Source organism: Clostridium aquiflavi (assembly GCF_031344075.1).
Taxonomy (GTDB): Bacteria; Bacillota; Clostridia; order Clostridiales; family Clostridiaceae; genus Clostridium; species Clostridium aquiflavi.
Genome location: NZ_JAVJAN010000024.1, coordinates 33,509 through 57,318 on the forward strand (window position 1 = coordinate 33,509; position 23,810 = coordinate 57,318).

A 23,810-nucleotide genomic window follows, 5' to 3' on the forward strand; every position below is an offset into this window, starting at 1 on the left:
TTTACAGTATAATACAAGATATTCTTGCAATTTACTATTTAAAATGTTAATTTATCACTTGTTTTTATAATTATAAATTTATAACACTATTGTAATTTCAGTTCCATATCCTAATTTGCTATTAATTTTAATGTCTCCACCATGATTATTTATTATTTCTTTTGATATAGCCATTCCGAGTCCTGACCCCTTATGATGTTCTCCTGTATTAGTTCCTCTATAATATCTATCAAAAATATGATTTAAATCTTTTGTGCTTATTCCATTGCCATTATCTTTTATTAAGATTGTTATTCTATCTACTTTTTTTAGTTCTATCTTTATTGAAACATCTTCTTTATTATGAACTATTGCATTGAAAATCAAATTAGTTAATGCCCTTTTTAAAAGTATAATATCTACTTCCTTTTCAATAACATCTATATTACTATTAAATTCTATGTCTCTATTTTCATATCTACTGTCATTTAATATATCAATTATTATGTTTCTAACTAAAGACACCAAATTAGTATTTTGCTTATTTAAAGTTAAAGCATTATTCTTTAACCTTGTAGATAAATTAAGTTCATCCACAAGCTCTTTTATATACTTAGATTTACTATATATTATTTCTGTATAATCTTGAATTTCTTCTCTTGAAAATTCATATTCTTTATCACTAATAATTTCAGCATATCCTTGAATAGAAGCTAATGGAGTCTTTATATCATGCGTAATGTTAGCCAGCCACTCTTCTCTCATTGAATCTAATTCTTTTCTTTCTATTTCATTTTGCCTTAATGCACTTGCTAAATCATTTATATTTGCAAAAACATCTTTATAAATTCCTTTTTCTTTAGTACATATTTCATAGTTACCTTTTGCTAACACATCTACATTATTTATTATTTCTCCCATAGGTTTAGTTAATTTTCTACTAAATAAATATCCAAATATTAAAGCTATTATTGCATCTACAATAAGTGTTAAAATTATTATTATCTTTACTTGATTTATTGCTGTATCCATAGAATAATTTAGTGTTATTCTATCTGCATATGTAGTTGGTAATGCAAGAATTATATTTACATGAGCATTACTTAAATCCTTTTCTAATAAAAAATTTACAAATGGACCTATTTTATACTTATAATTATGAACCATATCAAAAGGCGTATAATTTTTAGGAACATCCTGTGGCCTATTTATATTAGATATCTCTTCTCCATAATCATTTAAAACCTGTATCCAAGCCCCAGACTTTTCTAATAATATAATTCCTTCTTCTGTTATCTTTAATTCTCCATTATCTTCATACATATACTCTGAAAAGTCTCTTGCAAAACTCTCAGGATCTTTTGAATCATTGTTTTTATAGTTAATATTAACATCTAAAGTATACCAGCTAAATATAGTTAAGATATTCATTATAACTACTAATATGACAACTGCAACAATAGTAGCTATGAAGTTCCCCGTTATTTTCCATTTTGTCTTCATTCTAATCTTCCTTTACAGATAATTTATACCCAAGTCCCCTAACTGTAAGAATATATTTAGGATTAGATGAGTCATCTTCTATTTTTTCTCTTAATTTTCGTATATGAACCATTATTGTATTATCAAATCCAAAGTAGTCTTCTCCCCATACCTTATCCCATAGTTTTTCTTTACTTATTATTTGATTTTGATTGTGTGCTAATAAAGATAATATTTTAAGCTCCTTAGCTGTTAATTCTATTACTTTATCATTTTTCATTAGTTCTGCTCTGCTCTCATTTAAAACATACGGTCCAAATTTTATTATTTTTTCTTCATTATTAAGCTCATTTGAATTTTCATTAACATAACTGGCTCTTCTTAAATGAGCTTTTACTCTAAAAGCAACTTCCTTAGGACTAAATGGTTTAGTTATATAATCATCTCCGCCTATTGCAAAACCTAATATTTTATCTAATTCTTCTGTTTTAGCGGATAAGAATAATATGGGAACATTAGATGTACTTCTTATATCTTTGCATATTTCATATCCATCACCATCAGGCAACATTATATCTAATATAACTAATTCTGGTTTTACTCTTTTAAACTCTGCTAAACCTTCCTTTAAAGTTTTCGCTGTATATATATTATTAAATCCTTCTTTCTTCAACACTGTTTCTAACAATTTCAAAATTTCAATCTCATCATCTACTATTAATACCCTATTATTCATAACATTGTCCTCTCTTTCATTTGTTTTTATTCTTCGACAAAATTTTCATAATTTAATTTTACATTAATAGTAGATATAATAAAAGGAATTTATAATTAAAGTCGTTTACTATTTGTAAAATTCTTATATGCAATTAAAGGTAGTACAAATATTAATACTATTGATATTACTACTGCTAAACCTCTATACATAACTGGTATTTGATGTCTAACCATTAATTGACTCATCATAACCCAATTTGGTGTTAATGCTATAAAGTTAAGTAGTGATTTTGAAACAAGTCCTTGAGTGAAAAATGGAATTCCCATAACTGCGCCACCTAATATAAATGGTATTGCTGCTGACTTAAATGCTGATGATAAAGTTAATCCTATTTGTGCAAATAAAAATGAACCTAAAGTAACAGATAACACAACAATTATATACATTTGTAATACTGTAATTTCTGATTCACTATTTCCAAAATACCATAGATTTTTAATAGGATCATTTAAACTTTTAAATCCTTCAAGCGCAAATCCTCTTAATCCAACAAGTAAGGTAAATGAAACATTAATTAATGATAGTGCTATTCCAGCTGATATTGCTTTTGCTACTGTTATGTATTTTTTTCCATTTTTGGTGGTGTTTATTAATCCTACCATATTAGATTCATACTCTTTAGTATAATTTCCTGAGATTGCTATAAACATAACTAAGCCTATAAGTGGGATTGAACCTTCTATTTTATAAAATATATCTGCATAAGTTTCTGACATTCCAAAATCTCTAATTAAAATAAATCCAAACCCTAAAAGTAACGCCCAAAGCACTAGAAGACTCTTCTTACTTAATATTTTTCTTAATTCTGCTTTTATTAAATTCATCATATTAATTACACCTCTTTTGCATTTTCTAAATCAAAGTAAAACATATATACATCTTCAAATCTTGCTGATGTGGGCTCTACGTTTATTTCCTTTGGCATTGTATCTGAAACTACTCTTAATATAGTTGAATTAATATCACTTTGAATACTTACAACCTTGTATTTATCTTGAATTCTATTAATTTCACTTTCATCATTAACACTTATGTTGTAAACCCTGTTAGTCATATCAGATAATATTTCTTTATGAGTTCCTTTCATAAGAAGCTTTCCTTTTTTTATCATTATAGTTTCTTTTGCTACTGATTCTATATCTGATATTATATGAGTTGAAAGTATTATTATCTTATCTCTTGATATTTTAGCTATTAGATTTCTAAATCTTGTTCTTTCTTGCGGATCAAGTCCTGCTGTTGGTTCATCTAAAACTATTATCTTAGGATCATTTAGTAAAACTTGTGCTATACCAACTCTTCTTTTCATTCCACCTGAAAACTTTCCTATTGCTTTATTTCTAACATCATAAAGACCAACTAATTCTAATAATTCATCAACTTTAGAATTCAAACGTCTACCACTCATTCCTTTTAATGCACCAACATATTGTAAAAATTGTTTTGCAGTAAAATTCTTATATACTCCAAATTCTTGTGGAAGATATCCTATAACATCTCTATATTTATCATCTATCTTAAATATATCTTCACCATTATATAAGATTTCACCTTTGTCTGGTCTTATAAGTGTAGTTATTTGTTTCATTAAAGTTGTTTTTCCTGCTCCATTTGGTCCCAATAATCCATAAACACCATTTTCTAATGTAATTGTAATACCATCATTTGCTCTTTTTCTACCATATATTTTTGTTAAATCTTTTATTTCTAATTTATTCATTATTAATTCCTCCAATTATCTATTGATATATTTTGTTCTGCTTATTACAAAGCACAATATAGTTGAAATTATAAAAAGTACTACTAAAATAATTTTTACTAAACTTATAACTCCAATTTCATTTCCTAATAAATTAACACTTCCCATATAACTTCCAATCAAACTGTTAAAATTAAATATTAAATCATAGTAATTACCATATGAGAATACTGAAAGTATAATTGCTGGCATAAACTTTAAAGTTGATACTACTTTACTTAATACAATAAATACTCCAAACATGCTTATTGAACTTATAGATGACATGCTTATAAATGAAAATAACATTGATGCCATAGCCCAGCCCTCAAACATTAAAAATGCTATTTTAATGTTGCTTAATATGTACGAAATTATAGTTGGATTCCCATTTAGTATTGTTATATTATCAACTATTCTAAATGCTTCTAATTCTCCATTAATAGGTGCTCCTTGCTGAATATAAGTTATAACAAATATTCCTAATAAATAAACACTATAAACTGCTATTGGTATTAAAAGTGCTATTATTATTTTAGAATTTAATGCTTTCTTCTTTTGCTTTGATGAAAGTATAATATCTTTTACTGAAGATATTATTTCATCGGTATAAAGGTTAGATATAATTATCATTATAATTACAAGCATTGATATATTTATAAGTGGATTAGTTGCCCTGTAGTTAAACACTTGCCAAAATCCTACCTCTTCATATTTTGAGCTTTTCAAATTACTTATTTTTTGTTTTGATATTGAAGCTATTGTTTTAGAAAATTTATCTTCATTATTTTCTTGCTTACTTAATTCTTCCAAAACTGATACTTTCATATTAAATTTTTCATTTGCTATTTCAGACTTTTCTCTACTATCTTCAATGTATCCTTTTTCAGCATCTATATAAGAATTTTTAGTTTCTAATGCTGGATCAATAAAGGATACAATTAGCAACGTAAAAGTTAAAACTGCTAATGAAATTATCATACCTTTAGATTTAATTAATTTTTTAAATTCCCATCCTATCATTTTTATCCTCCATATTTCATTTGTTCTCTTTCGCTATGTCTATATATTAGTATCTGAATCTTATATAAAAATATTATTAACCTTAAATAAAGCTTAATTAATTTAAATTATGTTGGTATTTTAAAGTATGACTTAAAAATGAACGCATAAAAAATGCCCGTTAAACACCTTATATAGGTATTTAACGGGCATCAAAATTTATTAGATTGAATAGTTCAGATATAATCCTTCTACTTTAGCCCAATCAATTATGTTCCAAATATTTTTAACATAATCAGCTCTTAGATTTTTGTATTTTAAATAATATGCATGTTCCCAGACATCTATACACAATATAGGAATAAGACCATTACTAATAGGATTATTTTGATTTAGTACATTTGTTACAGATAATTTTCCATTTGCATCTTTAACTAAAAAGCCATATCCAGATCCAAATTGTCCTATTGCTGCATTACTTATTTCATTTTTTAAATTTTCTAAATTTCCAAAGGTCTTATTTATCTCATCTAATAACTTTCCTTCTGGAGCTTTTTTAGGTGTTGGAGAAAGAATAGCAAAATATAAATTATGATTAAATACTCCACCACCTTGATTTATAACTCCTTGTCTAATTTCTTCAGGTATAGAATTTACATCAGATAATATTTTCCCTAGTGATTTTCCATTTGCAAATTCTTCATGACCTTTTAAAATATTATTTAAATTATTTACATAAGTTTGAAGATGTTTATTATAATGTATATCTACTGTCTCCTTATCTATATACGGTTCTAAAGCATCATAATTATATGGTAATTCAATTTTATTAAACATACGTATCTCTCCTTAAATTAAAATATTTTATTTCTATATTAATAGTATCTCTAATTAATGTTACTTTTATAATAAAAATAAACCGGCTTATATTTGTATGATAAATTGCTACGATTCTTTTGCATAATTATACCACAAATACGTTTTAATTGAAATAGCCTATTATAAAATAATTGATTTCATTAAATATTAATTATTAATATCTTGCTAATATATTGAAATTCACAAAAATCATTTAAATAAAATACCAGCATTCCCCATCTCCACACATATTTATTCATAAAAATTTACTTATATTAGACATAATAATTTTAGTTTATCAACAATATAATTATACTTTTCAAATATCTCTAAACTCTCTTTGGATACTACCTTGCTCATTTTATTTAAATCAAAAATTAATCCATCTAAATTACTTATATCACACTCAAAACATAATTTTAATTTTTCATTCAATGCTTTGAAAGCCTTTTGATTGTTGCAAAATTCATCTATAATATTATTACTAAACCTTATCAAAACGTTTTCTTTTTGATTAAAAGAAGTTTCACTCTTTAATTTCATCTTAATCGATAATAACTTTTTAATAATACTATTAATCTCATTCATTATATCTTTACTCCAGCTTATTTCACTCCAACCTGTAATTCCGTATTCACTTATTTCAATACCACTAGAAATATTATTTACTGTAAACATATTTTCTGAAGAAATATATTCTTCTTCAATATATTCATGTAACTTCAAGGAATTTTCATATAGTTCTTTTACTTGTAATCTTGCATCATAAAATTCTTCGGATAAATCTACCTTTTTAAAATTTTCTTTATACGTTTTCATTTTTTCGCCCATATTTTCAACCCCTTAAATCTCTTGTTAATTTCATTATATACCATAATATACTTATTTATATAGTTGTATATAAAATTTATTATTTTAGAAAAAAAAGCAGATATATTTTAAATATATCTACTTTTTTATACATTTTTTTTATTAGATATTTTTCAATTTAAAAATATCAATAATTAATATTATTTAATATCTTGCAAAAGCTTTTTTAACTTATTTTGAACAAGCCATAGTTTTTTCTGTTTTCTATTATAAGATACCATCATATTCTTATTATTTTTATTTTTATCAAGTAATTTTATGTACTCCTCATCAGCTATCTTTAATGCATCTTCAATTACTAAAAGTTCATCCCTTGTAAACATACTACTCTTTCTCCCTTATTTTTAATTTATATCTTATATTTTATATAAATTTTATAGTAAATTCAAATTTTATAGTATTAAATACTTAAATTAAAAATCTTAATGAATAATAATTACTATACAATGAATTTTTATAAAAAATAACTTTCTTCTACATTTTATAATAAAACTTATATTTTTTATTATAAATATAAAAATCTTCTCTAAGTTTATAAATTTCTATCATATTTCGTTTTATATGTTTTAATATTTTATTAATAAAATTAATTTTTAATTATGTATTTTTTAATTAAACACCTTTAATAATATTAATTTATTTTTATTTGTTGCATTTAATTACAAATTTATGATATAATAATTTAAATTAATAAATGGAAATATTATCTAAATTATTATATTTTTAAATAAATATTATTTTGTTATTAAAAAAAGAAAGAATATCATTTCGTATGTTTATACATAAAACTATATTTTTTCTTTTTATATATTAAAAAAGATTTCAATTATTAAGGGGGATATTTTATGAAACAGAAAGCATTATCGCTTATTTTGACAGCGATACTTTCTACTACTTTTCTTGTAGGTTGTGGTGGACAAACTGCTAATAACTCAGGAAATTCTAGTGGAGAAAAAACATTTATCTTTGCACAAGGAGCTGATCCAAGGGGTCTTGATCCTGCTTTTGTTGATGATGGGGAATCTGCTAAAGTAATGTGTAATATCTATGAAGGTCTAGTTGCTTATGGTGATGATAATACTAATATCCAGCCATGCTTAGCTGAAAGCTGGGATATTAGTGAGGATGGTACTAAGTATACCTTTCATCTAAGAAAAGGAGTTAAATTCCATGATGGTACTGATTTTAATTCAGAAGCTGTTGTTAAATCAGTAGTTCGTCAATTACCTCCAAATAGAACTGATGATATGCCTTATGCATCATTCACTTTTGCTGGTGTTAAAACAGTTGAAGCAATTGATGAAAATACAGTTAAATTTATTCTTGAATCACCAAACACTCCTTTTATATCTAATTTAGCTATGTCACTTGCAGCTCCAATTGTAAGTCCTAAAGCTCTAGATGAAAGTAATGGAAATTTGAATGAGAAGCCTGTTGGTACTGGTCCATTTAAGTTTGTTTCTTGGGAAAAAGGAGAAAAAATTACCATAGAAAAAAATACTGATTATTGGGGCGAAAAATCAAAATTGGATAAAGTAGTATTAAAAATTACTAAAGAAAACTCTGTAAGAGCCAGTGAACTTATGACAGGTGCTATTGATGCTATGGATGGTTTAGATCCAAATGATGTTGATAAATTAAAAGAAAAGAATATGACCATATTCAGCAAACCTGGCATGAATATCAATTATATGGCATTCAATTGTGAAAGATCACCTTTTAATAATGTAAAATTAAGAGAAGCTTTATCATATGCTATTGATCGCAATGAATTAGTTCAATATTTATATCAAGGATATGCAGATCCAGCAAAAACAGAGATACCTAGTTTTATACCTGGATTTAAAGAAAATGTAGCTGCATATGAATACAATCCTGAAAAAGCTAAAGAAATCATTGCTGAACTTGGATTATCTGATTTAAACATACACATGATTACTTATTCAAATCCAAGACCATATAATTCTGTTGGAGGACAAAAACTTGCTGAAGCAATTCAAAATTACTTTAATAAGATTGGTGTTACTTCTACTATAGATGTATATCAATGGACTGAATATAAAGATAAAACTCAACAAGGTGAAGGCGATATCGTATTCTATGGATGGAATGGCGATAACGGTGATGCTGATAATTTCTTCTCTTTACTTGATAGTAAAGAGATTGCTGGTAGTTTAAATGTTGCCAGGTTTAATAATCCTGAGGTAGATGCTCTTTTATTGAAAGGTAAACAAACACCAAATGGTGATGCAAGAAATGCTGTTTATGGTGAACTTCAAGATTTACTTGCTAAACAAGCGCCTTGGGTTCCAATATCTTATGCTAAACAAATGGCTGCTTCCAAACCTAATGTTAAAAACTTTAGTGTTCATCCAACGGGTTCTATTTTCTTTAAAAACGTAGATAAAGAATAAAATCTAAAGCAAAACTTTAAGGGTTCCGATTTTATCGGGACCTTATAATTTAATATTATAAAAAAAGAGGTGAATTTATGGTCAAGTATATAATAAAAAGAATACTTCTTCTTATACCAGTACTTTTTGGTGTTTCTGTATTAGTGTTTTTAGTAATGCATGTTTTTAGTTCAGATCCTACATCAATAATTTTAGGACAGCATGCAAGTCAAGAGCAAATATCAGCTTTAAGAGAACAATTAGGATTAAATGATCCTTTATATATTCAATATTTTGACTTTATGAAAGGTTTGATGCATGGAAATTTCGGCAACTCACTTATAACTAAAACTTCAGTTTCAAAAGAAATTTTTTCAAGATTCCCAGCAACTATTGAACTTGCTATAGTTGCAATAATTATTGCTTCAATAATAGGTGTTACTTTAGGAGTTATTTCTGCAGTAAAACAAAATTCAATTATAGATTATCTTTGTATGGGTGGCTCTTTACTTGGCGTTTCAATGCCTATATTTTGGCTTGGCTTAATTCTAATAGTTATATTTTCTGTTAATCTACATATACTTCCTGTTTCAGGCCGTGCAACAATAGGTATGGAACCTATTAAAATTACAGGATTGTATTTGTTAGACAGTTTAATTTCAGGAAACTTAACAGCATTTTGGGATTCTTTAAAGCATATGGCTCTTCCAGTAATAGCACTTGCATCATATTCAACTGCTATCATAGCTAGAATGACTCGTTCAACAATGCTTGAAGTTTTAGGACAAGACTATGTTAGAACTGCAAGATCAAAAGGTCTTATTGAAAATATAGTTATTATAAGACATGGTCTAAGAAATGCATTAATTCCTATTTCTACCGTTATTGGATTACAACTTGGTTCCTTACTTGGTGGTGCTGTATTAACAGAAACAGTTTTCTCTTGGCCTGGAATAGGCAGTTATACTATAGACGCTATATTAAAAGCTGATTATCCTGTTGTTCAAGGTGCTGTAATTATAATGGCAATAATATTTGTATTAGTAAATCTATTTGTTGATTTACTTTATGCTTATATAGATCCTCGTATAAAGTACTCTTAAAAAAGGGGTGTATATATTATTATGGATACTAATTTAATACAAGAAAATTCAGCTTCTATAGATGAAGTAAATTTATATGAAAACACAAAATGGAATAGATTTAAAAAATTCTTCAAACTAACAGTATCAAATCGCGCTGCATTAGTAGGTTTAATATTTATTTTATTAATTCTATTAGTTGCTATATTAGGCAAATATATAATGCCTTATGATCCTTATACTGGAGAATTATCAAATTCACTTCAAAAACCATCTGCACAGCATTTTTTAGGTACAGATGAACAAGGTAGAGATATATTTAGTAGAGTTATTGATGGAACAAAAATTTCATTAAGAGTTGGTATTATATCTGTTTCCATAGCTCTATCAATTGGAACAATAATAGGTTCTATTTGTGGTTACTTCGGTGGTAAGATTGATATGTTTTTAATGAGAATAATGGATATAATTTTAGCTTTTCCTTCTTTGCTTTTAGCAATTGCTTTTATGAGCGCTTTAGGAAAAGGTATTGATAAAGCAGTTATAGCAATCAGCATAGTTACAATACCTGAGTATGCTCGAATAGTACGTGGTTGTGTGCTTTCTGTTCGTGAAAGTGAATATGTACAAGCCGCAAAAGCTATTGGAAACAATGACTTTGTTATAATCTTTAAGCATGTACTTCCCAATATTTTATCTCCAATAATAGTTCGTGCCACTTTAGGTATTTCAACGGCAATATTAGAAACTTCTGCTCTTGGATTCCTTGGACTTGGAGTACAGCCACCCTTTGCAGAATGGGGTACTATGCTTGGAGCTGGAAGAAGCTATTTTTATAATGCTCCTCATATAATTTTATTTCCTGGCCTTGCAATAACGCTTACAGTACTAGCTTTTAATTTATTTGGAGATGGTCTTAGAGATGCTTTAGATCCTAAGCTCAATTCATAAAGGGGGTACAATTTAATGCTACTTGATGTAAAAAATTTAAAGACAGAATTTATAACTAAAAAAGGTACAATATCTGCTGTAAATGGTGTAGATTTTAATATAAAGAAAGGTGAAGTCGTTGCATTAGTTGGTGAATCTGGTAGTGGTAAAAGTGTTACTTCCCTATCTATAATGAGACTTCATTCTAAAACAAGTAAAACCAAAATATCTGGAGAGATATTATTTAAATCAGAAAATTTGCTAGAAAAGTCAGAAAAAGATATGCAAAATTTGCGTGGTAAAAATATATCCATGATTTTTCAAGAACCAATGACCTCTTTAAATCCTGTTTTTACTATCGGAAAACAAATTAGTGAAGCTGTTATGAAACATACAGGATGTAATAAAAAAGAAGCTCGTAAAAAATCAATTGAAATGTTAAATTTAGTTGGTATTCCTTCTCCAGAAAAAAGAATAGACTGTTATCCTCATCAATTAAGCGGTGGAATGAGACAAAGAGTTATGATCGCTATGGCACTTAGCTGTAACCCTGAACTTTTAATAGCTGATGAGCCTACTACTGCACTGGATGTTACCATACAAGCTCAAATATTAGAACTTATGCTAAAATTAAAGGAAAAATTAAATACTTCTATTTTACTTATAACTCATGATTTAGGAGTAGTAGCTGAGGTTGCAGATAGAGTTGTGGTTATGTATTGCGGTAAAGTCGTTGAAAAAGCTTCGGTAAAAGATATTTTCAGTGATCCTAAGCATCCATATACAAAAGGACTTCTTAGTTCTATTCCTAAAATAGATGAAGAGGTTGAAGAATTATTTATAATTCCTGGAACGGTTCCTAATCCATTAGAATTACCAACTGGATGTGCATTTAGAGATAGATGTGAAAAATGTATAGAAAAATGTGCTACTTCTCAGCCGCCTTTAATTTCTTTAGGTGATAGAGAAATTAGATGTTTTTTATATGATGAAAAAAAGGAGGAAAAATAGATGGAAAAGTTAATGGAAATTAAAAACTTAAAAAAATATTTTCCTGTTGGTTCCTCAGGATTTTTTCAAAAACCTCAATACGTTCAAGCAGTAGATGATGTTTCATTTGATATATACAAGGGTGAAACTTTAGGAATTGTTGGTGAGTCTGGCTGTGGAAAGTCTACTATGGGAAGACTATTAGTTAATTTACTGCACTCTACTTATGGAGAAATACTATTTGAAGGAAAAGATATTAATGCTATTAGAAAAAATAATAGAAAAGACATAAGCAAAAACATTCAAATTATCTTTCAAGATCCTTATGCTTCATTAAATCCACGAATGAAAATTGGTGATATTATAAAAGAACCTATGAAAGTTAATAATATAGCAAGTGGAGTCGAACTTGAGAAAAAAGTTGATAAACTTTTAAATTATGTTGGATTGTCATCTTATCACAAAGATAGATTTCCACATGAATTTAGTGGTGGGCAAAGACAAAGAGTTGGAATTGCTAGAGCAATTTCAGTTAGTCCAAAACTTATTGTATGTGATGAAGCTGTGTCTGCACTAGATGTTTCAATTCAAGCTCAAATCTTAAATCTTTTATCTGATCTTCAAAAAGAATTAGGATTTACTTATTTGTTTATAGCTCATGGTTTAAATGTTGTTAAACACATTAGTAATAGAGTTGGAGTTATGTATCTTGGTAAAATCGTTGAAATTGGAGATGTAAATTCATTATATTCTTCTCCACTTCATCCTTATACCAAAGCTTTGCTTTCTGCAATACCTGTTCCTAACCCTGAAATAAAAAAAGAAAGAATTATATTATCTGGAGATGTTCCTAGCCCTATAAATCCTCCAAAAGGATGCAGATTTCATACTAGATGTCCAAATTGCACAAATATATGTAAAGAAATCCAGCCTAAGCTTGTGGAATTAAAAAATGGACATACTGTTGCATGTCATTTATATGATAAGAATTACTCTCTCTGATTTTTAACTTGTTCATATATTGACACAAATATTAAGTGCAAACTATTCTAAAATAACTAAAACCTTAATTTAAGCTTAAATAGTATGATTTATTACACTTTAATTTTAAAATCCTAGTATAATATATTAGTAAAAAATATTAGTAGATTTGAGGTATTATTAATGAGTTGTTTAGGAAATATTATTTGGTTTATTTTTGGAGGATTTGTTAATGCAATTGGTTGGTTTTTCACAGGAATCTTTTGGTGCATAACTATAATCGGTATTCCTATTGGTCTTCAATGTTTTAAAATGGCAGGATTGCAACTTGCGCCTTTTGGAAAAGAAGTTGTAGAAACTGATTCTAGTGGCATAAGCTTTCTTTTAAATATATTATGGATTATATTTGGTGGATTAGGACTTTGTATTTCTAACCTTTTAAGTGCATTATTATTATGTATTACTATAGTCGGAATACCTTTTGCAGTTCAATCATTAAAACTAGCAAAATTATCTTTAATGCCTTTTGGTAAAGAAATTGTATAAGAAATAGGACATGCATAAACGAATGTAATATCGTTTATGCATGTCCTATTTTCATTATTTACTTCTAACTTCTTTTAATTTATTGTAATTATATATCAAATATAAAACTCTTTACTACTGCAAAAGCTTCTCTAGTATAGCATATTGGTATAAGATAATATATGGTTTTATTTGTATATAATTTCACTTCATTATATCCATTTCTCTTTGCTAGCATTTTACTTCTAAATCCATGAAAATCAGTTGTAACTATCTTAACACTTAAATTATCAATACTTTTTTTGCTGTGATCTTCAATTAGCTTTTTAGAATATTTAAAGTTTTCGAATGTATTTTTTGACTGATCTTCCATTAATATTTTATCTTCAGAAATACCTTGCTCTACTAAATATCTTTTCATAGCTTCTGCTTCAGAAATTCTTTCATCATTCCCTTTACCACCAGAAACAACAATATAACTATTATTATTAAATTCATTTATACATTGTAAAGCACTATCTAGTCTAGATTTTAAAATATAGCTAAGTTGATTCCCATTATTTAAACCTGCACCTAATACTACTATATAATCAGTGTTTTCTTTATTGCTTTTTGGACATGAGATTATTACTATCTCTACAGCAAGAAACAATACAAGCCCTATACATATAAAAAATTTCATTACTTTATTAATTTTCATGAAATATCTATTAAAAGCCAATTTTTGTTTTATAAAATGATATAAAACAAGTATGATACCTAAAATAAAAATAGGTAAACTAAATGCAATTTTTGAACTACTGAGAATATTAACTATACATACATATATAATTAATATGCAACCTAATAAAATGTCATAAATATTCCTCATACAACACCACCTCCACCAATTTACAAATAATAGTATTATTATATCATTTCAATACATATTAACAGTTACAAATATATTAAACTTATGTTTATGAATATTTATAATCTAATTAATTGATGTAAGTTTTTATTTTTAATATTATAAATATGTGTTGTATATTAAAAAAATTAAACTCTCGCATACAAGAAATATTTAAATTTAAGCATTAAAAACTAGTGTTAATTTAAGTTATAACAGAATTAGTATAGATGTTTATCTAATATTTAAAATTTCACTTATTATTTCATATATTATTGCTTTTGTTTCTTTATTTGTAGTATCTATTTTTAAAGTATCCATTTTATCATACAACGCCAAGCGTTCTAAACTCCTATTTAATGAATTTCTATCCCTTTTTCCAGATAAAATATCCCTACCAACTCTTTTTAAAAGTTCTTCTTTTCCACAAGTCAATGTTATTTTATAGAGTTTAAAACTCTTCAAATTTATATTATCTAGTATTGAATCCATAATCTCATCACTTTCAATAAGCCAATTAAATATTACATACTCAATTGATGAACTTTCTAAAAAGTTGTTTAATATATGAGTAATATTATTTATAACAATTTTTTTATTTTCATTACTAGGGATAAAAGGATTAATCATAGCACACCAATCTCCATCAAGCCACGCTGAATTAAGCAAAGCTTTATTAAGATTTTCACATATAGTACTCTTCCCTACTCCCATTGTTCCGTTAACAATTATAAGTTTTTTAATCATTTATTACCTCATTAATACATGTTCTAGTGAATATAATTTTATACTCTAATTAACATTAATTCAACTTTATAACTTTGATATAAATAGAAATTCTACTCAAACTATCAATTTATAACAAATATTATTACATCATTTATTCTTAATTATGAATTCTGTTCTTTTTATATAACTTTTATCATACATTATATTAAGAAAGCAGTAGAATACCATTACTACCTAAATAATTTAAAAAGTATGAATTTTAAAGCACAAAAATAATAAATATTGCATATATATTATTAGATGGATAAATAAAAATCTATGGCACTATAGCCAAGCGGTAAGGCAGAGGTCTGCAAAACCTTTATTCCCCAGTTCAAATCTGGGTGGTGCCTCCACTAAAGAAAGCCAGTAAACTTGGGGTTTCTGCCCTTGCTTACTGGCTTTTTAATTTTTCACCTCTTAATACGACTATTTCTTTTTCTAAACAAATTAACAATTAAGTATATTGAATATATAATAATACTTATTATAAAAATAGAATGTACAATTGTCTTTCTTTGAAAAGTAAATTTATCAGGAAGTATTTTATATGAATTATCTTTATTTACTCCAATAGTAATTTCTTTTCCCACATAATCTCCAATTGAAGTTCTCATATTGCTTGTTAATGATTGATTTTTTATCTTGTATTCCACACTACTTTGATATGATCCAGATTTTCCATTAGTATAATAATCTATATTTGTAATAACTGCATCTTCAACTTTATAGCTTTTTTGATGTAAAATATAATTTATATAAATAGTATCTATTATTATACAATATAAATATAACCATAATATTGTTATATTTACTGTTTTAGGGTAAAATAATTAGATTGATAAATAATTTAAACTTACAATTTATGAATAGATAAAATTAGAATTAAAATATTATCATAGAAGGAGTTTATTATGAAAAAGTTATATCGTAATCTAATTATAATTTTTACCCTACTAATCATAGTTAGTATTGGCCTCTTTGCATCACTTAAAATTTATAGAGAAATTGAAGATAAGAAAAATGGAATAGGGCTTATTTTAGACACATATGAAGGTGTTGATGTCTATTATAATGGTAGTGACTATGGTAAAAATCATGGTAAAAGCTATAGTAATGATGGATACTATTATGGCTATAAATGGCAATGTGTAGAATATATAAAGAGATTTTTTTATGAAGCAAAAGCCCACAAAATGCCAGATGTATATGGAAATGCAAAAGATTTTTTTGATCAGGAATTGGAACAAGGTGCATTAAATGAAAAAAGAGGATTATATCAATATAAAAATGGTGATAATGAAAAACCTATGAAAGATGATCTTTTAGTTTTTACAGATACAAATTATGGACATGTAGTAATAATTTCAGAAGTAGGTGATGATTACATAGAAGTGGTTCAACAAAATATGGGACAAGAATCTCGTGATAAATTTGAACTAACTTTCATAGGCAATAAATATTATGTTGGTGGCAAAAGAGAACCAGCAGGATGGTTAAGAAAAGAATAGAGACAGTATATAGTTTTGTGTGAAAACAAAATTATATACTGTCTTTTTTTAATTAAAACCCTTTATTTTTAAGATCTGATACTATCTCTACATATTTTTCTATTACATCGAATCCTTTGTAGTCATCTCGTCTTAAATCTATAATATCTCCATGAGAAATTCCACGTCTATACTTACTTTTCAATACACCTTTAAATTCACCCCATTTAGCAGAATCTATTGCCACTAATCCATCATTTTCACCTTCAGTTAACTTTACTAAAATATATGGAATAGCCACTACATAATCACTAAATACATTTTTTACTACACTTGCATAACTTTGATAATAAACTTTATCTACATCTTTTACTTCTTCATTAAATTTTTTACTATGATACGTTGAAAATTGTCTACTTGCTGTATAAAAATCTGGATTTTTATCACCTAATATTCTATAATATTTATCAAATAATTTCGCAATGAATTTATAAATTCTATTTGGTATTTTGCAAGCTATATCAACAAACTTACATCCTCCATGTGGTGATGAAATCATTGTTAATGATGCAACAAAATCTTTCATATCTAATTTACTAACCATATAGCGTGCATCTAGTCCACCTTTTGAGTGGGCAATAATATTTACTTTTTCAACTCCTGTTTCCATTATAATTTGGAGAATTTTATCTTTAATATCTTGTGCATTATATATAATTGTTCCCCAGGCTTCTTGATTTCCATAATAAACTGTAGCCCCATTACGAATTAATTCTTTGGGTATTCTTCCCCAATAATTAATATACTTTAAATCTCTAAATCCAACTCCATGAACTAATACAAGTGGATATTTAGTTTTACATATATTGGAATCAATACGTGCATCATCTCTAATTACTTTATAACATTCATGGTCATACTCAATTCTCGCAATATGACAAGCATAAAGCATTATGAAAATATTTATAATTGGAATCCAAATCCAAAAAGCAATTATAAATCTTTTTATAATGTTTAATCTTCTTGAAGTACATAAAATTCGTAGAATCCCATTTGCAATTAGTAAAATAATACTTAGTCCAGTAATAATACTATCTATTATAAAAATATTATTAGGTATATGTTCTTTAAATATTATTTTAAATACAGTTATGTATATTATACTTTGGACGAATATAAGATATAATCCATAAAGTATAAGACTTCGTCCACCTATCATTATTTTTAATCTAACACTTACTATTTCCTTTTTTATATTCACTACTGTATTTAATTTAATCCAAATATAAAAAATGATAATACCTATTTCAATTAAAATTATCCATTTATATATACCACTGTCTTGTCCAATTTTACTTTGAGTACTAAAAAAATACTCCATCAAAACAATATGTGGAGCAAAAATTAAATATATACTAATAAAGCTTTTACTTAACAATGAATTTTTTCGCCTTATATGTAAATATATAACACTAATTAATATTATTGTTATAATAAAAGTTATTGTTAATCCTGTCATTATCAAAATCCATCCTTAATTTATATTTTTTTAATATACATATTCATTATAATTTTTAGTTTTATTCAAATAAAATACATTATAAGTCAATTATAGCATATTATTATTATCAAAATAACTTTCAACTAAAAAATAAAACAAGTAAATGATTCTTTTATCATCTACTTGTTTTAATTATTTAAATAATCTAAGCTACTTTCTTATCTCTTAATTTTTGCATCTTATTACTATGGTATATAAATATTGATATTAATGCGCATATTCCCATTAAATAAGGATAAAACAAATATTTCATTATAGCAAAAGGTGATATTGCAGCTAAACCAGCTGCTGAAATTAATTGAGCTCCATATGGGATTATTCCTTGAAAAACACAAGAAAACATATCCATTATTCCTGCAACTCTTTTAGGTTCTAAATCAAATTCATCTGAAATATTTTTAGCTATTGGACCTACTGTAACTATTGCTATAGTATTGTTAGCAGTACATACATCTACTAAGCTTACTAAAGTGGCTATTCCAAGTTCAGCATTTCTCTTATTCTTAAACTTCTTTAATCCTTTATTTAATATGTACTCTATTCCACCGTTTTCTTTAATTAATGCAATTGTTCCTGCTATTAATAATGATATAATTATTAACTCGCTCATTCCTGATATTCCAGTAGATATTGAACTACATAAACCAATAACATCAAAGCTGCCATAAATAAACCCAATTCCTGCAGCAATGATTATTCCTGCAAATAAAACTACCACAACATTTAATCCCATTAATGATGATGCTATTACTGCAATGTATGGAATTATTTTAACTAAGCTGTATTGTAATTCTTCTATACCTGTTGTAGCTGCATTTCTTGTTAATATTCCAAATACAATTGTAGTTATTATTGCCGCTGGAAGAACTATCTTAAAGTTCATTTTAAATTTATCTCTCATTTCACAACCTTGTGTTCTTGTTGCTGCTATAGTTGTATCTGAAATTATTGATAAGTTATCTCCAAACATAGCACCACTAACAACTGCCCCAACTGATATTGCAACTAATACTCCTGTTTTATCTGCTATTCCAACAGCTATTGGTACTAATGCTACTATTGTTCCCATTGAAGTACCTACAGAAAGAGCTATAAAGCATGCTATTAAAAATAAGCCTACAGTTAACAAGCTACTTGGTAAAATTGATAATCCTAAATTTACAGTTGAATCTACTGCACCCATATCTTTAGCTACTTGAGCAAATGCTCCAGCTAATATAAATATTAATATCATTAGAATGACATTATTATCTCCTGATCCTTTACAAAATATTTCTAATTTTTCATTTAAGTTTTTATCTTTATTCATAGCTAGAGCTGTTACTGCTGCTGCTGAAAATGGAATAATTACAGATACTGCATACATATCACCTGCAAGTACTGATACCCCCACATATACTATTAGAAATACTAATAGTGGTAATAATGATGCTATACTTGTTTTTTTCTTCATAAAATGTTTCCTCCTTTTGTCATTTCAAACTTTTTGTCAAAGAAATACTTAGGCAATTGATGGAAATATATTCTTTTTATTCTTTAATTAATTTTTTACAAATATTTTAAGTTTATTTTATAATTTATTAAAGAATTAAAAAATAAAAGCTTCACCCAATAGTGAAGCTTTAAATATTCTCATACTATATTAGACTTCTTATCTAACGGGATTTGGCACCACACCTTTAAAGTAAATTTTACATATTGATTTCAATATCATTTATTAAACCTTAAAAGTAGGTTGCTGGGCTTCATAGGGCCAGTCCCTCCACCACTCTTGATAAGTATTCTCTTTTTCAAATGTAATTTTAACAATAAAACGAACCCATGTCAATACTAAATATCAATAAAAACATTATTTATTTTGCAATTTTATATATTATCTTTATATTTAATAAGCTTTCTTTCAAAAAATATTGTCTATTTGTAACAATTTCTAATTTTAATACAAAGAATGTTTTTTATATTTCCTTATTTTATTTTATGTTTTTATTATTTTATTTTTTGTGTTATTTTTATTGTGTTGTATTTTTTAAAGGTATGTTTCACTAACGTTTTATATAATAATATTAAGGTTATTTTATTAAATTCCATAAAATCACATCACTTAACTTTTTATTAGCTTCACCATCTCCGCCCTCAATTATTAATTAACTTTTTTCTATTCGCTTATCTATCTATATATTTTTTAACTCTAATAATTCTATAGTATATTTGAGTAACAAAAAAGAACCTATAAAAATAGATTCTTTTTTGTTACTCAACTTATTATTTCTTTAATTAATAGTTATCTTTTAAATTTAATTATTACTTTAAAAAGATCTCCATCAACTTCAATACTGAAGCTTCCACCTTGAAGCTCTACAAAACTTTTAGAAATTGCAAGACCTAAACCTGATCCTTCAGTGTTACGTGATGAATCTCCTCTAGCAAATCTTTCAACTATCTCATTTGGATTAAAATCAATTTCTACTTCTGACATATTCTTCAATAGTATTTCTATATATTCATCCTCTTCTAAAATATCTATATATACTCTTGAATTTTTCATTGCATATTTAGCTATATTATTTATTAAATTTTCAAATATTCTAAATGTTTTTTGACTATCTAGATTTAAAATAATTTTATTTTCAGGAAAATTATTTTTTAATATTAAACCAGAATTATTAATTTTATCACTTAATTCTATTTGTGTTTGCCTCATAAGTTCAACTATATCAACTTTAACTAAATTTAATTGAACATTCCCACTTGTTGCTTTACTTACTTCAAATAAATCTTCAATTAAAAATTTTAATCTTTGTGACTTTTTATCTATTGTATCTATATATGATTTACGATCCTCTTCACTAATATTCTCATCTTTTAATAAGTCAATATAAGTTATTATAGATGTAAGTGGAGTTTTTAAATCATGTGATACATTTGAAATAAGTTCTGTCTTCATCTTTTGGCTCTTTACTTCTTCATCAACTGCTTTTTTAAAGCCTTGTTGTATCTTTTTAATTTCATCCTTAAAGCTATTAAAAAGACCTAAGTCTTCGTTTATTTCAACATCTAAGTTTCCCTCTGCAATCTTATTTGTAGCATTAAGTAGAATTTGATATTTACCTTTAATATCATCCGAATATTTTCTTAAAATTATAAACAAGACTATTGTATATAAAAGTGCTGCCATGATTCCGAAAAACCATATACTGCAAATAATCACAAGAGCAACAAAATTTATAGCTAATATTTTAATAATAAATTTATTAGATTTATCCGTTAAATCAATATTTGACATATAATCGACTAGATTGTTTACCCATTTTTTTGATAATCTGAATATTTTAGCAATAAGTAAATTTTCTTTAAAGTATTTAATAAATCCAGTCTTAAATATATGCTTTAAGAACATAGCTCCACTTAATATTGCAAAAGTTATTACACTCCATAAAACCGTATTTATAATTATCCTTAGCATCCAATCCGTTTCTTGTGTTATTCCAAATCCAACAAATCCATTTCCGAACGTTCCTTGTAAAGTTTTTAATATTGCTGCACATGATGATATACCACACATCATGGCTGCACATCCAAATATAAATACAAGAACTTCAAATGGAACTTTAAATATATACTTAATTCCAAGTACTTCTTTTCCAATTTTATAAGGAATCAATAATGATACTATTAAGATAGTTGATAATATTATTAGTACTGTTGATACTACTACATCATTATTTATATTTACGCTAGATCTTTCTATCATTTCGCTTATACTATCATTGTATTTTAATTCTTTAGGAATAGCATAAACAAATGTAGTATCTTTTATTTTATTTAATTTAACGTTATCATCATAAACATGAAGTGAATTTTCAAATTCGAAATTTATAAGATTATTTCGTACATTAAATTCATCTGCACCATAAACAGTATTCACTTTAATATTTCCTTCTTCATCAAATTGCAAGACTATATAAAATCCATAAGTATCTTGTAATTTTTCTAGTTCTTCTGTATTGTTTTCTAAAAAAAATACTTGTAATGAGTTTTCACTATTAGTTTTTGTCACATCTCCATTTTTATTGATAACTAAATATTCAAGATTTTTTAAATTTCTTGATAAATTTCTTTCTAAGCTTCTAAGTTGAGAATTAACTAGTTTTTCTTTATTGTCTATATGGTTCTTTTGAGATACATCATCCCCATATTCATCTATATTGTTGTTTATCTCTTGTATATAAACTTCTGAAAAATTCAAACTCTTATCTTGTTCCTTTTCTAAAAGATCTTTATATAAAACATAACTACTATCATAAATTTCTTTTAACATATTATACTCTTCATATGGTGATGAAGGTTCTGCTTTTTGAGATACCTTTTCTATTGTAGGATAAAAGCTTATTATTCCAATTGACGTCATTATTACTATTAATATTGCTATTATATTTATAATATACGGACTCTTATTTATACTTTTCAATTTTATATCCAACTCCCCACACAACCTTCAAATACTTAGGATTTTTCGGGTCAATTTCTATTTTCTCTCTTATATTCCTTACGTGTACCATTACAGTGTCTGTGTTTACTGCATTTTCATTCCATACTTTTTCATATATTTCATCTGCTGAAAACACTCTACCAGGATTTTTAATTAATAAGTGTAATATTTTAAATTCTATAGGTGTTAATTTTACTGGCTCCTCATCTACAAATACCTCTTTAGTTTCTGCATTTAATTCTAAACCATCTATTATAAAATTATTATTTTTCTCTTCTAAATTATTTATAACATTTAAATACTTAGAATATCTTCTAAGTTGAGAATTAACTCTTGCTAGAAGTTCCATAGGATTAAATGGTTTAGTAATATAATCATCAGCTCCAATATTAAGACCCATTATTTTATCCATTTCTTCTGATTTAGCAGATAACATTATGACAGGAAAATCAAATTCACCTCTAAGTTTCATGGTCATTTGAATTCCATCCATTTTAGGCATCATTATATCTACTATAGCTAAATGTATAATTTCATTTTTTATTACATCTAGACCTTCAATTCCATTATGAGCTTTAAAAACATTGTATCCTTGGTTATTTAAATATATTGCAATTGCATCACATATTTCTTTTTCATCTTCAACTATTAAAACATTATATAATTTCATAATATTAACCCTCACCTTTACATACCAAAATCGCCAAGGCGACTTTAGAACTGTCGATTTTTTTTAGCCATGCACCCTTTCCAAACGCAGTGCAGGAATAATGGTGCGGCAATATGATTAATTTTTATTCTTTATGAATACTAATTATAATTTTAAAATATAGTGTTCTAGGATTTATTTTAAAATTTAAGATTTTTATAATTGGTGTAAAGAATAAAAATCATTGCAATTATATAATAACATAAGATATAGAATTAGCTTTTATCTTTTTACTTTTAATCATTCATGAGCACACCCCTCTTTCAAATTATAACTAAATTATATATTTAATAAAT

Annotated in this window: 21 protein-coding genes, 1 tRNA gene and 1 riboswitch; of the genes, 8 read left to right on the forward strand and 14 right to left on the reverse strand. The window is 26.3% G+C overall.

The genetic code is table 11. The annotated features are described in order from the left end of the window. Positions 1 to 78: 78 nt before the first annotated feature. The 8 genes from RGC78_RS09955 to RGC78_RS09990 form a co-directional block, all read right to left on the reverse strand. Positions 79 to 1,482, reverse strand: a complete 1,404-nt coding sequence (locus RGC78_RS09955) for a sensor histidine kinase (RefSeq protein ID WP_252212294.1) — start codon at positions 1,480 to 1,482, stop codon at positions 79 to 81. A 1-nt stretch (position 1,483) separates the two neighbouring features. Continuing rightward, on the reverse strand, positions 1,484 to 2,197 hold the full coding sequence (locus RGC78_RS09960) for a response regulator transcription factor (protein ID WP_252212295.1): 714 nt from the start codon (positions 2,195 to 2,197) through the stop codon (positions 1,484 to 1,486). A gap of 95 nt (positions 2,198 to 2,292) precedes the next feature. Beyond that, a complete protein-coding gene (locus tag RGC78_RS09965) occupies positions 2,293 to 3,066 on the reverse strand; it encodes an ABC transporter permease (RefSeq protein WP_252212296.1) in 774 nt (257 codons plus the stop codon). Positions 3,067 to 3,071: 5 nt separating this feature from the next. Further along, the gene (locus RGC78_RS09970; RefSeq protein WP_252212297.1) at positions 3,072 to 3,959 is read right to left on the reverse strand and encodes an ABC transporter ATP-binding protein; all 888 of its coding nucleotides are present in this window, start codon (positions 3,957 to 3,959) and stop codon (positions 3,072 to 3,074) included. Positions 3,960 to 3,974: 15 nt separating this feature from the next. Continuing rightward, on the reverse strand, positions 3,975 to 5,000 hold the full coding sequence (locus RGC78_RS09975; RefSeq protein ID WP_252224318.1) for a hypothetical protein: 1,026 nt from the start codon (positions 4,998 to 5,000) through the stop codon (positions 3,975 to 3,977). Positions 5,001 to 5,201: 201 nt separating this feature from the next. Then, positions 5,202 to 5,816, reverse strand: coding sequence for a superoxide dismutase (locus RGC78_RS09980; protein ID WP_252212299.1), 615 nt, complete (start codon positions 5,814 to 5,816; stop codon positions 5,202 to 5,204). A gap of 291 nt (positions 5,817 to 6,107) precedes the next feature. Then, positions 6,108 to 6,668 (reverse strand): hypothetical protein, encoded by a 561-nt coding sequence (locus RGC78_RS09985; RefSeq protein WP_252212300.1) that lies wholly within the window; start codon positions 6,666 to 6,668, stop codon positions 6,108 to 6,110. A gap of 179 nt (positions 6,669 to 6,847) precedes the next feature. Continuing rightward, positions 6,848 to 7,030, reverse strand: coding sequence for a hypothetical protein (locus RGC78_RS09990; protein ID WP_252212301.1), 183 nt, complete (start codon positions 7,028 to 7,030; stop codon positions 6,848 to 6,850). Positions 7,031 to 7,552: 522 nt separating this feature from the next. Here RGC78_RS09990 and RGC78_RS09995 point away from each other — a divergent pair. From RGC78_RS09995 to RGC78_RS10020, 6 genes are all read left to right on the forward strand, one after another. Then, positions 7,553 to 9,121, forward strand: a complete 1,569-nt coding sequence (locus RGC78_RS09995; RefSeq protein ID WP_252231114.1) for an ABC transporter substrate-binding protein — start codon at positions 7,553 to 7,555, stop codon at positions 9,119 to 9,121. Positions 9,122 to 9,198: 77 nt separating this feature from the next. Continuing rightward, complete coding sequence (locus RGC78_RS10000; protein ID WP_252224315.1) at positions 9,199 to 10,203, forward strand: ABC transporter permease; 1,005 nt, start codon at positions 9,199 to 9,201, stop codon at positions 10,201 to 10,203. 21 nt (positions 10,204 to 10,224) lie between these two features. Continuing rightward, entirely contained in the window at positions 10,225 to 11,133 is a 909-nt protein-coding gene (nikC, locus tag RGC78_RS10005; RefSeq protein ID WP_309556559.1) for a nickel transporter permease, read from the forward strand. Positions 11,134 to 11,148: 15 nt separating this feature from the next. Continuing rightward, complete coding sequence (locus RGC78_RS10010) at positions 11,149 to 12,123, forward strand: ABC transporter ATP-binding protein (protein WP_309556560.1); 975 nt, start codon at positions 11,149 to 11,151, stop codon at positions 12,121 to 12,123. Further along, positions 12,124 to 13,104: an ABC transporter ATP-binding protein gene (locus tag RGC78_RS10015; protein ID WP_252212306.1), complete on the forward strand. Its 981-nt coding sequence runs from the start codon at positions 12,124 to 12,126 to the stop codon at positions 13,102 to 13,104. 162 nt (positions 13,105 to 13,266) lie between these two features. Beyond that, the gene (locus tag RGC78_RS10020) at positions 13,267 to 13,629 is read left to right on the forward strand and encodes a YccF domain-containing protein (protein ID WP_252212307.1); all 363 of its coding nucleotides are present in this window, start codon (positions 13,267 to 13,269) and stop codon (positions 13,627 to 13,629) included. Between the two features lie 88 nt (positions 13,630 to 13,717). Here RGC78_RS10020 and RGC78_RS10025 read toward each other — a convergent pair whose 3' ends face one another. Then, positions 13,718 to 14,479: a YdcF family protein gene (locus RGC78_RS10025; RefSeq protein WP_252212308.1), complete on the reverse strand. Its 762-nt coding sequence runs from the start codon at positions 14,477 to 14,479 to the stop codon at positions 13,718 to 13,720. A 252-nt stretch (positions 14,480 to 14,731) separates the two neighbouring features. Beyond that, positions 14,732 to 15,244 (reverse strand): AAA family ATPase, encoded by a 513-nt coding sequence (locus tag RGC78_RS10030; RefSeq protein ID WP_309556561.1) that lies wholly within the window; start codon positions 15,242 to 15,244, stop codon positions 14,732 to 14,734. A gap of 302 nt (positions 15,245 to 15,546) precedes the next feature. On the opposite strand from RGC78_RS10030, the gene RGC78_RS10035 reads away from it, so the two are divergent. Both RGC78_RS10035 and RGC78_RS10040 read left to right on the forward strand, forming a co-directional pair. After that, positions 15,547 to 15,621 (forward strand) — tRNA-Cys (locus RGC78_RS10035). Positions 15,622 to 16,179: 558 nt separating this feature from the next. Beyond that, entirely contained in the window at positions 16,180 to 16,776 is a 597-nt protein-coding gene (locus tag RGC78_RS10040) for a CHAP domain-containing protein (RefSeq protein ID WP_252212311.1), read from the forward strand. A gap of 52 nt (positions 16,777 to 16,828) precedes the next feature. Here RGC78_RS10040 and RGC78_RS10045 read toward each other — a convergent pair whose 3' ends face one another. The 4 genes from RGC78_RS10045 to RGC78_RS10060 form a co-directional block, all read right to left on the reverse strand. Then, positions 16,829 to 18,274 (reverse strand): lipase family alpha/beta hydrolase, encoded by a 1,446-nt coding sequence (locus RGC78_RS10045; RefSeq protein WP_309556562.1) that lies wholly within the window; start codon positions 18,272 to 18,274, stop codon positions 16,829 to 16,831. A gap of 187 nt (positions 18,275 to 18,461) precedes the next feature. Continuing rightward, complete coding sequence (locus RGC78_RS10050; protein WP_252212313.1) at positions 18,462 to 19,769, reverse strand: Na+/H+ antiporter NhaC family protein; 1,308 nt, start codon at positions 19,767 to 19,769, stop codon at positions 18,462 to 18,464. Between the two features lie 176 nt (positions 19,770 to 19,945). Beyond that, positions 19,946 to 20,097, reverse strand: a riboswitch (SAM riboswitch). Between the two features lie 500 nt (positions 20,098 to 20,597). Further along, positions 20,598 to 22,784: a sensor histidine kinase gene (locus RGC78_RS10055; protein WP_309556563.1), complete on the reverse strand. Its 2,187-nt coding sequence runs from the start codon at positions 22,782 to 22,784 to the stop codon at positions 20,598 to 20,600. Further along, positions 22,768 to 23,475, reverse strand: coding sequence for a response regulator transcription factor (locus tag RGC78_RS10060; RefSeq protein ID WP_252212315.1), 708 nt, complete (start codon positions 23,473 to 23,475; stop codon positions 22,768 to 22,770). Before RGC78_RS10060 ends, RGC78_RS10055 begins: the two co-directional genes overlap by 17 nt. Between the last annotated feature and the right edge of the window lie 335 nt (positions 23,476 to 23,810).

Bases quoted from the DNA above. Each gene is read 5' to 3' on its own strand.
- RGC78_RS10020 (WP_252212307.1), top strand. From the start codon at position 13,267: ATGAGTTGTTTAGGAAATATTATTTGGTTTATTTTTGGAGGATTTGTT.
- RGC78_RS09990 (WP_252212301.1), bottom strand. From the start codon at position 7,030: ATGTTTACAAGGGATGAACTTTTAGTAATTGAAGATGCATTAAAGATA.
- RGC78_RS10015 (WP_252212306.1), top strand. From the start codon at position 12,124: ATGGAAAAGTTAATGGAAATTAAAAACTTAAAAAAATATTTTCCTGTT.
- RGC78_RS10050 (WP_252212313.1), bottom strand. From the start codon at position 19,769: ATGAAGAAAAAAACAAGTATAGCATCATTATTACCACTATTAGTATTT.
- RGC78_RS09955 (WP_252212294.1), bottom strand. From the start codon at position 1,482: ATGAAGACAAAATGGAAAATAACGGGGAACTTCATAGCTACTATTGTT.
- RGC78_RS09975 (WP_252224318.1), bottom strand. From the start codon at position 5,000: ATGATAGGATGGGAATTTAAAAAATTAATTAAATCTAAAGGTATGATA.
- RGC78_RS10060 (WP_252212315.1), bottom strand. From the start codon at position 23,475: ATGAAATTATATAATGTTTTAATAGTTGAAGATGAAAAAGAAATATGT.
- RGC78_RS09985 (WP_252212300.1), bottom strand. From the start codon at position 6,668: ATGGGCGAAAAAATGAAAACGTATAAAGAAAATTTTAAAAAGGTAGAT.
- RGC78_RS09970 (WP_252212297.1), bottom strand. From the start codon at position 3,959: ATGAATAAATTAGAAATAAAAGATTTAACAAAAATATATGGTAGAAAA.
- RGC78_RS09960 (WP_252212295.1), bottom strand. From the start codon at position 2,197: ATGAATAATAGGGTATTAATAGTAGATGATGAGATTGAAATTTTGAAA.
- RGC78_RS09965 (WP_252212296.1), bottom strand. From the start codon at position 3,066: ATGATGAATTTAATAAAAGCAGAATTAAGAAAAATATTAAGTAAGAAG.
- RGC78_RS10040 (WP_252212311.1), top strand. From the start codon at position 16,180: ATGAAAAAGTTATATCGTAATCTAATTATAATTTTTACCCTACTAATC.
- RGC78_RS09980 (WP_252212299.1), bottom strand. From the start codon at position 5,816: ATGTTTAATAAAATTGAATTACCATATAATTATGATGCTTTAGAACCG.
- RGC78_RS10030 (WP_309556561.1), bottom strand. From the start codon at position 15,244: ATGATTAAAAAACTTATAATTGTTAACGGAACAATGGGAGTAGGGAAG.
- RGC78_RS10045 (WP_309556562.1), bottom strand. From the start codon at position 18,274: ATGACAGGATTAACAATAACTTTTATTATAACAATAATATTAATTAGT.
- RGC78_RS09995 (WP_252231114.1), top strand. From the start codon at position 7,553: ATGAAACAGAAAGCATTATCGCTTATTTTGACAGCGATACTTTCTACT.
- nikC (WP_309556559.1), top strand. From the start codon at position 10,225: ATGGATACTAATTTAATACAAGAAAATTCAGCTTCTATAGATGAAGTA.
- RGC78_RS10025 (WP_252212308.1), bottom strand. From the start codon at position 14,479: ATGAGGAATATTTATGACATTTTATTAGGTTGCATATTAATTATATAT.
- RGC78_RS10000 (WP_252224315.1), top strand. From the start codon at position 9,199: ATGGTCAAGTATATAATAAAAAGAATACTTCTTCTTATACCAGTACTT.
- RGC78_RS10010 (WP_309556560.1), top strand. From the start codon at position 11,149: ATGCTACTTGATGTAAAAAATTTAAAGACAGAATTTATAACTAAAAAA.